Consider the following 13,249-nt stretch of genomic DNA (forward strand, 5'->3'; position numbering starts at 1 on the left):
CTAGGTGCCAGAAGGCACAGGCATCAGGTGCAGACGTGCGCCGGGGTCCGGGCGCGGACGGGGCGAACGGGCGCCCGATTGAACCCGGCGCGGAACAACACCGGGGGCCATGTCAGCCGCGGGCTCGACTTTGGCGGCGGTGTCTTCAACAGGTGCGTCTTCTGATTCGGGTCGTGCACCGCCATTCACCAGCAGGTCGACCAGATGTTCTGTAAAGGCGGCGGTGCCGCTTTCCTGCCAGGCCTCGGCATCCTCGCCCGCGTCCAGTGCCATCAACAGCGACACGGGATAGACCGCGCTGAACGCGCCGTTGATTTCGCGGGCGACGCGGCGCTGCACGCGCACCCGGTCGCGGGGGGTGCGCAGCTTGTCGATCTGGGTAATCAGCAGCAGATTCGCGCCGCTGCTGGACGGGGCCAGCTGCTCCCACATTGCCGCTTCGCTTTGCCGCCATGCCTGAGTGGCATGGGTGCACCAGATCACATGGTCGCGCGGTTCGATCACGTTGTCCCACATATCTGCGGGCATGTTCGGATCAGAGATGCCGGGCATATCGACCAGATCGCAGAGTTCCAGCAGATCGCATTGCATCGTCAGGTGAATGGCGCGGGTGTCTTCCAGCGGTACAAGCTCCAGATCGCCGTCAAGGATGTCGCTGAACGTGCCGTCGAACGCTTCGGCCCGGGCCGAAGGCGCGCCATAGGAAATATGCACGGGGGGCAGCCGTGTCGCCGTTACCCGCATTGGCAGGGGCGCGCCTTCCAGCAGGATATTCGACAGCGTACTTTTGCCCGCACTGAATTCGCCCATCAGCACCACGCGGGGTTTCTGCCCAGAGTGAGGTTCGGCGGATCCGCTTCGTTCTGTGTCGGTCATCACTGGCCTGCGTTCGTAGAGGTGTCTTCGCGGCCTTGAAGGGCCAGGGGTTCCAGATCGGCGATCAGCGCGGCTATGGCCGACTGGCGGTCTTGCTCGTGCCCGTCAAGGAACAGCGTATCGCTTTCGGGGCGCGCGCCGTTGCCCTGCGCGATGTCGTCCAGAACGTCGCGCGACTGATCGAGGAAGGATTGCAGCACGTCGATCAGCCGCGCGGTGAATTCGTTCGTGGGCGCGGTCTTGAACTGGGTGATGAAATCGGCGGTTTCAGCGGCGATCATCGCGTGGAACCGCGCGGCAAAGGCCTTGTACCCACGCGCGCGACGCCACCATGTACGCCACCAGCCATCGTTGAAATCCAACGCAATGGTTTGCGCCAATGACACGGGCGGCGCGGCGGCCGGCACCTCGGGCACCGACAGCTGGATGCCTTCGACCGCATCGCCAAAGGCGCGGTAATACAACTCGGCCACATCGGCGACAGCGTTCTGATAGGCCTCGGCCGCGGCGGTCTGCGCGCGGCTGGTGAACACCGAGTGCGCCGATTTCAGAAGCATCCGCAGGCCCGTGGGGCTGTATTCCCAGACCGGGCCGTCGCCGTGTTTTTCCAGATGCGCAATCAGCGAATGCGTTGCGCGTTCCAGAAAGTTCTTATGCGCCCGGTCCGACCGTTCGTGATGGCTGGCAGCGATGGCGGCAAGCGCGTCGGCCAGATCGTCCAGATGTTCCTGCGACAGGCTGGCCAACTCGCGCCGAATCTCTTCGATCGGCTGGTCCGCGCCGCCTGAATCGCCCGCGATACGGACAAGATTGGCGGCCTGCTGGCCGCTCGCGATGGTGACTGCCGCCGCCGCGATCTTGCGCAGCTTGGGCGCACCCAGCGTATCGACCACCTGTTCGGCAATTGCGCGATTCAGCTGGGGCAGGCCCGACAGTTGCCAGATCATGTCGGGAGCACCCAGATCGTGATCGCCGGTGGCCAGCTGTGCCTCGGCCCAGTTCATCAGCGCAGCGGCGCTGGCGTCGGTCATGTCATCCACGGTTTCCGACAGCACCCGACCCGCCCAATAGGCGCTGCCAAAGATGATCTGCGCGTCTTCGGGGCCATCGTGTTCGGCCAGCGTCGCGCGGATCGAGGCCTCGATCTCGGGCACCTGTTCGCCGGGATCCTGCAATTCGTCGATGCGATTCACGAAGATGATGACATCGCGTGCGTTCAGGTTCGACACCAGCCGGATCAGCCCCATGTCGACCGAGGTCAGCGCCTGATTGGCCGACAGCACCATCACGCAGACACGGCTGTTGCGCACGGCGTTGATGGTCACCTGCTCGCGCATCATGAAGGTGTCGTTGACGCCGGGCGTGTCACGGATGCACAGCGGATGCGGCATCGACTGGCAATGCAGGAACAGATCTGCCGAGCGGGTAATATCGGCGAACCGGCCTTGATCGTCTTCTTCCGGGGCGTCCTCTTCGCTTAGGAAGTCGTCGCCGAGGCAGATGTAACGCTCTAGCAGGTTCTTGTCGAAATAGCCGTATTCGTGTTCCTGCCCCAACAGCAGCTCAAACTTGCGCCCCAGACGGCGGCGCGATTTTTCGCGCATCTCTTCGATCTGGGCGCGGATCTTCTCCATCTCGGTGTCGGCCCCGGCGCGATCGGCCAGTTCGCCCAGACGGCCGCCCTTGCGCAGCAGGCGATCCCATTCCTCTTCGCGCATCAGCTGGAACCGGGCGCCCACATCCTGCCGCTGCCGCCCGGGCATCAGGTGCAACGAGGTGACAACCGACGTCCAGGGGTTCACATCCGCAGGCAGCAGATCGGACCAGCCCGCCAGCGCGTTCACCAGAGTCGTCTTGCCCGATTTCACCTGCCCGACGATGGTGATCGCCGGTTCAAAAGCGGCCAACTCGTCCCGCAGACGGATCACCGAGCGCTGCCCGGTCTCTCCGGCCAGTTGCTCCAGCAGATCCAGCGATTTTTCAAGGCTGCGTGCCTGATCTGCCAGCTGCGCCAGCGGTTCAAGCCCGGCGTTCAGGCAGCCCAAAGCGGGGGCAAGCGCAATTCGGTCGGTTGCGGTGAAGTCATGCGTGATATTCATCTTGCGTCCGGCCCCATCCACCCGCACCGCGCCACCGTTCACCGGCGGTCAATGACGTTCGGGCGTCTTTGATTCCAATTTTCGATACTCGCCGGGGATTATGGTTAAAGCTGGGCACGACTGCGGCGGTCCGGGGGGCAGGTCACACCACCGTCTTTTCCGCCATATCCTTTTTCATTTGCAACAGGACGGTAAGCGCATCCTCGGCGGCGGTTTCGCCGCGTTCCAACCGCAGCAGAAGCAACATCTGTTCGCCTTCGTTCGCATCATCGCGGAACGCGCGGAACACCGGGTCGGCGCCATCGGTGCCCGCCAGAAGCGCGGCCAGATCTTCAGCAGTCTGGGCACAGCGTTCCAGCACCCTGTCGGCGCTGTCGTCGTCGCCGGAGGGCGGGCCTTGCATCAGGTCCTCGGCGCAGCCTTGCAGCATGTCGAGCGCCTGCGCCATCACCTGCTGCGACGGTTCCGACGCCCTGACGGTTGGCGCCGGTTCAGCCTCGGCTGGCGCGGGGGCCTCTTCGCCCGGGGTAATGTCATAGCGTTCCAGCAGGGCGTGAACATGATCCACATCGGCCCGGCGATCCAGATCGATCTGGTCGTCCAGTCCCTGGCACAGTGCCTCCGCCCCGCTGGCCTGCCAGAGCGAGTCGTTGCGGGCGGAGCCCGCCGATTGCGCGGCGATGGCCTGCCGCGTGGCAATGGGAAACAGGCTCAGAAACTCTTCGGCGACGACCGGGGCCAACGCCTCGATCCGCGAGGTGAGCGTGCCCTGCATGTGCAGCCGGTCGGCCATTGTCAGGGCAAGAAAACCGTGATCCTTTAGGCGGTCTGGCACCGCCGACCACAGGGCGCGTTCGCGATCGTCAAACCGAGACGAACACCAGATCGCGATATCGGTGCGCAGCGCCATCCATTCCAGAAGGTCGCGCTGGGCCTCGATGGTGTCGGGCAGTTCGATCTCCATGAAATGCCGCGCGCGCAAGGTTTTGTGGCGCAGGTGCTGGCGCACGCGCACGGTGCCCGGCGGGATGTCATCTGGCGTGGCGATGCCTTCGACGGTGCGCGTATGGCCTTCCTGCCCTTCGATCACCGCGTGCAGGCGCTTGCCGAATACCAGTTCGACAACCGGCACGCCGGCCAGGTCGGGCATCGCGGGCTGGCCAGCCAGCATGTTGCACAGGCTGGTCTTGCCAGACCCCGGAAAGCCGATGATTGCTATGCGGGCCGGGGTGTTCAACTGCCGCAGCAGCCGCCGCCCGGTGGCTTCGCCTTCGGCGGGCAGCAACCCGGCCTCGAGCGCGCCGCGCAGGCACGAAGTGATCTGATCGGTATGTGCAATGGCCATGGTCATTTCCCTTCGCGGGCAGAAGTCGTGCCAAAGGCAACGCGGCGGTCATTGCCCTGCACGCGCATGAACAACGTGGTTTTACGGCGCGCGGGCTGTGCCGTGGCCGCGCGTGGCATCCGGGGCGCGGGCTGTGGACCCGACACCTTGATGACGCACAGCGCCGTATTGTCCTGATCGGGATCGTCAAGATCGTGTACGGCCTGCATCAACTGCGCGGCAATCTGGTGGCTTGGCGCATCCCTGTAACGGTTCAGCACGGTAGCGATCTGCGCATCGTCCAGAAATTCCAGCCCGTCGCTGGCGGCCAGCACGATATCGCCGGGGCAAAGCGCAAAAGGCGTGGCACGCAGGTCAACCTCGGGGATTGGCGCGCCGATCAGAACCGAAGTCAGCGCGTCGCGATCCGGCGTGGCCTGTGCCGCAGCCGCATCCATCGTGCCATCGCGCACCATGGCATCCAGCCGCGCGGCCAGCGTATGGGCGCGGTTCAGCCGGTACAGCCGGTCTTCGCGCATCAGAAACAGGGGCGAATCTCCGACCGAAACCCAATACAGCGCGCCATCGCGGATCACGGGCACCAGAAGCGTTGCGCCCATGCCCTGCGTTTCGGGGTGGCAATAGGCATGGTCGGCAATGTCGGCGTTGGCTTCGTCCATCGCCAGCTGCAACAGGGCGGCCATGTCGGCGCGCGGCGCATCCGGGCCACTGAACGCGGTGCCCAGATAATCGCGCACGCGGTGCAGCACCAGCGCGCTCGCCACATCCCCGGCTGCGTGCCCGCCCATGCCATCGGCCAGCACGGCAAATCCGGCCGTGCCATCACGGCCGAAGTCCGCCACTACAGCATCCTCCTGCGCGTCGCGGCGACCCTGGTCGATGACCGTGGCCGCCTCGACCCGAAGGGAAAGGCCTTCAGCCAGCATTCCGGCGCACACCGGCATCGCCGGCGCTCCACGAAAATCCGTCTCCACACAGGGCCACGAACCGCAGCGTGGTTTCGCCCAAACGGATTTGATCGCCGCTGGTCAGCTGTTCGGTGCTCAGCAGTGGTTTGCGGTTCAGGCGCACAAGGTTCGACTTGCCGCTGTGCCCGACGTAAAAGGTGTTGTCTTCAGCGTCGTAAGCGATCGAGATATGGTTCTCGCGCGAAATCGAATTGTCGCCAAAGTTCAGCGAAACGGTCTGATCGTCGCCCCGGCCCACGCGCGATACACCGTCGTAGAGCGGGAAGCTGGCGCCGCGCCCGGGGCCCGCAACCACAACCATCCATCCCACCGGGAAGTCTTTGGCTGCCGCACTTTCGGGCGCGGCAAAGGGGTCGCGCGGTTCGGTGCCGGGGGCAAAGCCCAGCAGCCGTGTCTTGACCCGGCCCGACCGGTTGGCGCCACGCCCGGCCGCCGGGGGCGGCATCTGAACCTGTGCTTCGGCCACGGGGGTGGGCATCGCTTCGGGCATCGGCTCGGGCTGGGCGGTCCGCGTCACGCGGGTCACGGCAGGCATGGGCGGCAGTTCGGCTGTGCTGGCCCGCACGGCTGCACGGAGGCTGTCCGCATCAACCTGAGGCGCGGGGGCGGGCTCTGCCGGGGCGAAGGTGTCTTCGTCGTCTTCGAAGACCGGGCCATCGGCATAGGGCGCCTGCGCAGCGTCAATGTCTTCGTCTTCGTAAGAGGCTTCAAACTGGTCGCTGTCTTCGGAGGGCTCCTGCGCGAAGGGTTCGTCCTCGTCAAAGGCTTCCACGTCAAACGCGTCTTCCGTCTCGGATGTCTCTTCCTCTTCGAGGTTTTCCTCAAAGGCGTAATCTTCCGCGGCGGCTTCCTCCTCCTCCTGCACAGCCGCAACTGGCTCGGGGGCAGGAGCGGCCTGATCGGCCCGGGGCTGCCACGGCTCGAAATCGTCGTCGTCGTCTTCGGCAAACAGGTCGAAATCCTCCTCCGGGTCCTTGCGGGCGGGACGGGCGATGTCAAACGTGTCGTCGTCGAAATTGGTCATCGCAAAGCCCGACGGCGAAGCGGTCTCGACCACCGGCTCGCGGCGCAGTGTTTCCAAAGGTTCAACGGGGGCATCCTGCGGCTCGGCCCGGCGCTTTTCCTTGATGATGTCACGTATGAATTTCATGTCAGCTCCAATGCGGGTGGCCTAGGCAAGGCGTGTGTCGGACCGGCGCGCGCTGCGGCGTCCGAAGAGGGTGGAAAGCAGGGATCGGCGGGGCGCGTTCTGCGCGTCGGTTGGCTGGGGCGGTGCGATGGGCAGCGCCCGGGGCTGGATTCGCTGGCCTTGCGGCTTTGAAGGTGCTTGCTGGTCCTGAATGGTCGGGGCAACGCTGCTGGGTGCGGGCACATGACGGTCGCGTTCCTGTTCGCGCAGCCAGCGATCGACATCGCGCACCGGGTTGCCGAAGAGGTCGACCAACTGCCTATGCTTTGGCTTTTCTGGCGCAGGTGCCGGGCGGCGTACGATGGCCTTGGGTGCACCTGGGGTGACTTCGCGGTTGGTTTCGCGCACCAGACGGGCCACTTCGGCGGCCAGCGCCGGGTCCAGCGCCACACCTTCCACATGCGTCGGCGCGGGCGTGGAAACCGGGACGGGGCGGTTGGGCGGTGCTTCGGCCAGCGCGGTGACCCATTCGGTTGCGCTTGCATGGCGATCGCTTGGGTCCAGTGCCAGCGCGCGATCAACGGTCAGCAACACCGGGTAGGGGCAATGCCACGTTTCGGGTGCAAGCGGCACATAAGGGTCGGGCGCGCCAGTTGCCAACGCCTCTGCCCGCTCGGGGCCGCTGGGCGGTGCGAGGCCGGTAATCAGGTGATAGAATGACGCGCCCAGCGAATAGATATCGCTGGGAAAGTCGTGAAACCCGGCCGGGTCGTAGAACTCGGGCGGAGAGTACCCATCCTTCACCGCGATCAGTGCCGGGGCCGGATCGGCTTCGCCCGGGGCCAGACGTTCCCGCGCGGCCCCAAAATCAATCAGCGTGACGTGGCCCAGATCGTCGATACGCAGGTTGTCAGGCGCGATGTCGCGGTGCAGCAGGCCATTGGCGTGAATATACGTCAGCGCCTGAAGCGACTGATGCAGCGCACTGTCAAGAAGAGCCGGGGTCAGCAGATCGGCATCATCTTCCAGCAATGTCACCAGATCTTCGCCCGGAACGAAATCGAGCGCCATATAGGCGGTGCCGTTTTCCTCGAACACCTGATGCACGGCGACGATGTTCGGGTGGCGCAGTTTCGCCAGACGGCGGGCTTCGCGCAGGAATTGCTGGATCAGCGCGGCATAGGGCGCGCGGTGGGCGCGGCTGTCGGGCCTCACCGCTGTGCCGCTGCGCCGACATAGGTCGCCCGGAAAGCATTCCTTGACCACGACTGTGCGCTCCAGACTGTCGCGCGCCAGGTAGGTGATGCCGAATCCGCCCTGTTGCAGAAGGCCGAGAATTTCATACTGGCCATTGAGCAACCGTGTCCCCGTCGGCAATCCGAAGGGGTCGGGTTCGGTATCGAAAGCCTTCTGGCTCATCCGTGCTTACCCTGCCTGACGAAATACGGACGGGGCAGGTGACGCCGCCCCGGGGAACAACCTGTATAATTCGAGTCAAATGTGATCAGAACATGGCGGGCTTTGGCCGCCTTGGTGGCGGTTTGGCCGAGCCGTCATCAAAGCGGTTGGGAACAGCCTGCGTCGACACAGAAGGCTTGCCTTGGCGTTTCGGGCGACGGCGCGCCATCTCTGTCCCGGACGTGTTACTTTGTGGTTAGAGCCCGGCTTGCCCGGGCCGCTCTCAACGAACGTCGATAAGCGCCAGAGCGCTGACCGGCTCGCCCTTGATTCGAAAGGCGCGGTGATCGTTTGTGTTCAGCGTGACCTTGACCATGTGCCGCCCCGGGGGCAGGGCACCGATGCGGGCCTGATTGGTATACATGCGCTGCAGCTTCAGCCCGTCGAGGTACAGATGGGCGTGGCCCTGACCGGGTTGGTGCGCCATATCGACAGTGTCGGGCGACAGTGTGAAGTCGCGCAGCTCAAGCGTGACGGTCCAGCTGTCGTTCTCGGGGGTCAGGATCAGACCAAGCCGGGGCGGAGTTTCGCCCGTCGGCACGTCATAGACCGGAGAGAAGTCCGGCACAGCGTGGGCCGCCAGCGCCGAGCTGTCGCGAACCAGTCGCGCGCGGGTCGTGATATCTCCCGCCTGTTCGAAATGCAGTGTCAGCGGCACCAGCCGCCCTTCGTCGGCCGGGCCGGTCAGCCCGTTCAGCCGCAGGAATGCGCCATCAGAGGACAGCGACGGGGTGGCTCCGCCGGGAATCACCGGCCCCCCGGGGGCTTCGGCGCCGGCAATCACGATCTCTTCGGCCTCGGCAGAGCTGGCGCCGGTCAGCCGGTCGGGTCCGCCCCGGTTCTCGATGCCCAAAAAAACAGCAAAGTCGCTGCGGGTGCCTGCGACGGGCACCATGGTTGCATTCGACAGCAGAGGTGCGGGATTGCCGCCAATCGACCCGCCCATCGCCCAGACAAGGGCCAGCGCCAGTACCGCAAGGACGGGCAACAGTATTTTCCCGGCTTTCATAGCGCTCTCCGGAGGGTAAGGTCCAGCCATGACTGTCACCCAGCGTCTGACAAGGATCAACCCCGTCGTGATCGCCGCCCTTCCGGGGGCCGCGCGCGCGCATGCCTCGGAGCAGGGGTTCGTGCTGTTATTGCCGACGGATGTCTATGTGCCCGCCGGGGCATCGGTAGTGGCGCTGACTGTGCTGGCGCTGGTGCTGCTGCCGCCGCGCGCATTCGCGGCGCTGTTCCGGCCGGTCGCGTGGGTGGCGTTGCCACGTCTGCGAGGCGCGGCGATGCTGACCAGCCTTGCGTCCACGGTGTTTCTGGCCGGGCTGCTGTGGCTGGGCCTGACCGGGCCGCGCGATCCGCTCACCAACCCGCTGCCGCTGACGGTGTGGGTGGTGTGGTGGATCGGGCTGGTCGCCTTGCAGGGGCTGTGGGGCAACCTGTGGCGCTGGATCGACCCGTGGCGCGGAGTGCTGGCGCTGATCCGGGCAGAAGGGTGGCGTGCGCCGCTGCACCTGTCGCCACGGGCGGGCAGTTGGGTCGCCGTTGCACTGTTTATGGGCTTCACCGGCTTTGTCCTTGCCGACATCGCACCGTCGGACCCGGGGCGGCTGGCGCGGATCGTGGCCCTGTACTGGCTGGCGATGCTGCTTGGCGCGGTGCTGTTCGGGCCGCGCTGGCTGGTGGCGGCAGAGCCGCTGGGCGTGCTGATGCGGGTCTATGCGCGGTTGGCGCCGATTGGGCGGCGGGGGCGACATTTCGCGCTCGGCTGGCCCGGGTGGCAGCTGGCGACGCGGCGCACGCCGCGCGCCGGGATGGCAGCGTTCCTGCTGGTTCTGCTGGGCTGCGGCAGCTTTGACGGGCTGAACGAAACCTTCTGGTGGCTGGCGAAGATAGGGATCAACCCGCTGGAGTTTCCGGGCCGTTCCGCCGTTGTTTTACCCACGTTGACGGGGCTGCTGGCGGCCAATGCACTGCTACTGGCGGCCTATGGCGCGGCCATCGCGCTGGGCGTTACGCTGGACCGGGACGGCCCCGGGTTTGCGCTGACGTTCCGGGCGCAGGCGGTGTCGATCCTGCCGATCGCGCTGGGCTATCACGTTGCGCATTATCTGCCGGGGTTCCTGGTGGATGCGCAATATGCGCTGGCGGCGCTCTCGGATCCACTCGCGCGCGGCGACGACTGGTTGGGCCTGCAACCGTTCTATGTCACCACCGGGTTCTTCAACACGCAATCGGGGGTGCGGGCGATCTGGCTGGCGCAGGCAGGCGCGGTGGTGCTGGGCCATGTTCTGGGCATCCTGCTGGCGCATCGCATCGCGCTGTGCCACCATGCCACCCCGAAACGCGCAATACTTGCGCAACTGCCGCTTGCCTTGTTCATGATCGGCTACACGTTTTTCGGGCTTTGGCTGCTGGCATCGCCGCGTGGGGCGTGAGGCGGGGAGAATTCTCTGGACAGGCGCGGCCCGGCCTTCGCAGTATGGTTAACGGCGCTGCCCCGTGATCTGCACAGGGCGGCATCCAATGGATAACCCGGGGAACGATCATGACGAAACGCGATTTCACACCATCCCTTACCACGCGACGCGGCGCGCTGAAGACCATGGCGGGCGCAGCGGGCGCGGCCAGCCTTCCGCTGTGGGCGCGCTATGCTCAGGCCCAGACATCCGAGCCGATCAAGATCGGATTTCAGGTGCACCGCACCGGCATCGGCGCTGCCTATGGCCGCTGGTACGACCGCACCACGCAAGCCGCCGTCAAGATGATCAATGATGGCGGTGGCATCAATGGCCGCATGATCGAAATCGTGGCCGAAGACGATGGCACCGACCCCAAACGCGGGGCCGAAGTGGTCGAGAAATTTGCCACCCAGCACAATTGTGACGTCGCCTTTGGCACGCTGTTTTCGCATGTCGTCATCGGATCGGCCCCCCGCGCCGGAGAGCTGAAGCTGCCGTATTTCGTGGTGTCCGAGGGGCATCACGTGGCCAGCGGGATGCTGAACCGCTACACGCTTCAGCCCGGCATCACCGACGTGAAAAGCCAGGTTCAGGCGATGGCGCCCTATGTCGCCAACAATCTGGGCAAGAAAGTCACGATGATCTTCCCTGATTTCGCCTTTGGCCATGACCACCGCGACTATTTCACCGCCGCGATCGAGGCGCAGGGCGGCGAGGTGCTGGAACACATTGCGATCCCGCCGACCGAAACCAGCTTTACCAAGTATTTCCCCAAGATCCCGCGCGACACCGAGGTGATCTATCACGTCATGGTCGGCCCCGCCGTGCTGACATTTGTCAAGGAGCTGGGCGAATTCTTTGGCCCCTCGCGGCCCGAGTTGTTCGGGTTCATCGACAGCCTTGAAGCAGTCGACATCGCCAGCCCCGGTCTGGAATTCCTGGAAGGCACTTATTTCTGGGAGGGCAATCCGCGGTATGCACAGGCTGACCAAAGCGAGTTCGACAAGGCCTATCGTGCCGCCGTGGGCGTGGACGAAAATGGCGCGTCGGTCAGCGATCCCAAGGATATTTCGACCTACGCCCATATGTTCGGCTGCTGGGAAACGCTGCACGTGCTCAAGGCCGGAATGGAAACTGCGGGCTATGCCGGGCCGGATCATCGCGCCAAGCTGATCGAGGCGGTCGAGGCGATGACCGACATGCCGCATTCGATGGAACATCCCCAGGGCGCCAAGGTGTTCAACGGCAAAACCCATCAGGTGTTCGGCCATCAGTACATCACCAAGGTGACCGACGGAAAGCTGATGCTGGTGCACACCACGTCGATCGAGGATACGATGTATCCCGACGAGGTCGATTACACGACGCAGGCGCTATGACCGCAGCCAAAGTCAGACCCTGCGTGATGATGGAAGGACGGGCCGCCGACGCGGCCCGTGCCTATGCCGCCCTGTTCGAGGATGGCGAGGCGACAAGCGAGGTGGAAACCGGGACCGAGATCTGGACCGTTCAGGTGGCCGGGCAGGAACTGCGAATGTTCGACAGCCCGATCAGCCACGGCTTTGGCATCACTCCGGCGATATCCATGTTCGTCACCTGTGACACCGAAACCGAGGTGCGCCGCCTGTTCGAGGGGCTGTCGCCGGATGGCAAGGTGCTGATGCCGCTGGATGCCTACCCCTTCAGCCGCTGCTATGGCTGGGTGCAGGACAGGTTCGGCCTGTCCTGGCAGATTGGCGTGGCGGAGTAGCGGCGCGGGCTAGAGGAAGAAATAGTCGGCGATCACGTCGGCATCGACCACCGACACCTGCCCCGGAGTCAGGATGGTGCCGGGCGTGAACTGAACCACGGCACTGCCCGAAAGGCTGAGGATGCCGGATATGGGGTTGTATTCCACATAGCTGGGCGGGTCGGTGGGGAAAAGCGAAACAGCCTCCATCGATCCCACGTAGGTATCCGTCAGCACCAGTTTGTCCCTGGCGCCGAACCCGCGAATTGTGGCGCCAACCTGGTCTGCGAAGTTTGCCTTCCACAAAACGAAGGTATCGGACCCCTTGCCTCCGCGATAGACGGTGGCGGGGCCTTCGTCGTGCATGGACTGAGCAGACATGAGGAACATGTCTCGGCCGGCCCCGCCATAGACCTTTCCGCCCGGATCGTTGTAGTGAATCTTGTCGTTGCCCGCGCCGCCCCGGATGATCAGATCGCTTTCAGTCGGGTCGCGCAGGACGTCGTGAACCACGATACGGTCGCTGCCGGCCCCGCCGTTGATCACCAGCGTGTCATAGTTGCCGCCATAGATTTCGATGCTGTCGTTGCCGCCTCCGGCTGACAGCGTCGTGACCAGATGATCGTACATGCGATGGCCGAAGCTTAGGGTGATCTCCTCGCCCCGACTGGTGCCGGTCACGTCGAACCGCGCCGATGCAACGGGTTCACCCCAGCTTTGGTGGTCGGTCAGCAGGTAATAAAACTGCTCGACCGAGTTCAGCGTGCCGCCAAAGGCGTTCAGGTCGATGCTGTGACTTTCGGGCGTATAGATCACCTTGTATTCGATTCGGTCGATGCCGGTGCCCCCATCGAACCATATGGCGCGGTTCAGCGCCGGTATCTGTCCGTATTCGCCGAGACGGAAGTAATCCATCACCAGCGTATCGCTCCCCGGCCCGCCGATGAACCGGTCGCGTTCCTCGAACCACGAAATCATGAAGCTGTCGTCGCCCCCGCGCCCGACGAAGGTTTCGTTCAGGTCAAAATCGGTTCCGAAATTGTTGTCTTCACTGTCGCCAATGACGCGCGTGCGCATGTCTGAAATCCCCACCGTCAAATTACCGGGTAAGGCTAGGGCGCCGGGCTCAAACGCTCAAGACACTCCGTGCCGCAAGGCGTAAATCGTGATCGCCCGCATCAGCCGT

General features: G+C 64.6%; 11 protein-coding genes. 3 read left to right on the forward strand and 8 right to left on the reverse strand.

Going from position 1 to position 13,249, the window contains the following annotated elements; all coding sequences use genetic code 11:
- The 7 genes from FGK64_RS14550 to FGK64_RS14580 all read right to left on the reverse strand — a co-directional run bounded on the left by FGK64_RS14550 (position 1) and on the right by FGK64_RS14580 (position 8,884).
- Positions 1–876: a dynamin family protein gene (locus tag FGK64_RS14550; protein ID WP_138864561.1), complete on the reverse strand. Its 876-nt coding sequence runs from the start codon at positions 874–876 to the stop codon at positions 1–3.
- On the reverse strand, positions 876–2,975 hold the full coding sequence (locus FGK64_RS14555; protein WP_138864562.1) for a dynamin family protein: 2,100 nt from the start codon (positions 2,973–2,975) through the stop codon (positions 876–878). The genes FGK64_RS14550 and FGK64_RS14555 overlap by 1 nt, the downstream gene beginning before the upstream one ends.
- Positions 2,976–3,117: 142 nt before the next feature.
- Positions 3,118–4,320, reverse strand: coding sequence for a hypothetical protein (locus FGK64_RS14560; protein WP_138864563.1), 1,203 nt, complete (start codon positions 4,318–4,320; stop codon positions 3,118–3,120).
- Between the two features lie 2 nt (positions 4,321–4,322).
- A complete protein-coding gene (locus FGK64_RS14565) occupies positions 4,323–5,246 on the reverse strand; it encodes a PP2C family protein-serine/threonine phosphatase (RefSeq protein WP_210236581.1) in 924 nt (307 codons plus the stop codon).
- Positions 5,236–6,438, reverse strand: a complete 1,203-nt coding sequence (locus tag FGK64_RS22595) for an FHA domain-containing protein (RefSeq protein ID WP_246057779.1) — start codon at positions 6,436–6,438, stop codon at positions 5,236–5,238. Before FGK64_RS22595 ends, FGK64_RS14565 begins: the two co-directional genes overlap by 11 nt.
- 21 nt (positions 6,439–6,459) lie before the next feature.
- Positions 6,460–7,836 (reverse strand): serine/threonine-protein kinase, encoded by a 1,377-nt coding sequence (locus FGK64_RS14575; RefSeq protein ID WP_138864565.1) that lies wholly within the window; start codon positions 7,834–7,836, stop codon positions 6,460–6,462.
- A gap of 262 nt (positions 7,837–8,098) precedes the next feature.
- The gene (locus tag FGK64_RS14580) at positions 8,099–8,884 is read right to left on the reverse strand and encodes a copper chaperone PCu(A)C (RefSeq protein ID WP_171054091.1); all 786 of its coding nucleotides are present in this window, start codon (positions 8,882–8,884) and stop codon (positions 8,099–8,101) included.
- Between the two features lie 28 nt (positions 8,885–8,912).
- On the opposite strand from FGK64_RS14580, the gene FGK64_RS14585 reads away from it, so the two are divergent.
- The 3 genes from FGK64_RS14585 (at position 8,913) to FGK64_RS14595 (ending at position 12,084) form a co-directional block, all read left to right on the forward strand.
- Positions 8,913–10,310: a hypothetical protein gene (locus tag FGK64_RS14585; RefSeq protein WP_138864567.1), complete on the forward strand. Its 1,398-nt coding sequence runs from the start codon at positions 8,913–8,915 to the stop codon at positions 10,308–10,310.
- A 110-nt stretch (positions 10,311–10,420) separates the two neighbouring features.
- Positions 10,421–11,713: an ABC transporter substrate-binding protein gene (locus FGK64_RS14590; RefSeq protein WP_138864568.1), complete on the forward strand. Its 1,293-nt coding sequence runs from the start codon at positions 10,421–10,423 to the stop codon at positions 11,711–11,713.
- On the forward strand, positions 11,710–12,084 hold the full coding sequence (locus tag FGK64_RS14595; RefSeq protein ID WP_138864569.1) for a VOC family protein: 375 nt from the start codon (positions 11,710–11,712) through the stop codon (positions 12,082–12,084). The genes FGK64_RS14590 and FGK64_RS14595 overlap by 4 nt, the downstream gene beginning before the upstream one ends.
- A gap of 9 nt (positions 12,085–12,093) precedes the next feature.
- On the opposite strand, the gene FGK64_RS14600 is transcribed toward FGK64_RS14595, so the two are convergent.
- Positions 12,094–13,140, reverse strand: a complete 1,047-nt coding sequence (locus FGK64_RS14600; protein ID WP_138864570.1) for a calcium-binding protein — start codon at positions 13,138–13,140, stop codon at positions 12,094–12,096.
- Positions 13,141–13,249: the final 109 nt, after the last annotated feature.

The organism is Arenibacterium halophilum (assembly GCF_005938225.1).
In the GTDB taxonomy this organism is placed as follows: Bacteria; Pseudomonadota; Alphaproteobacteria; order Rhodobacterales; family Rhodobacteraceae; genus Arenibacterium; species Arenibacterium halophilum.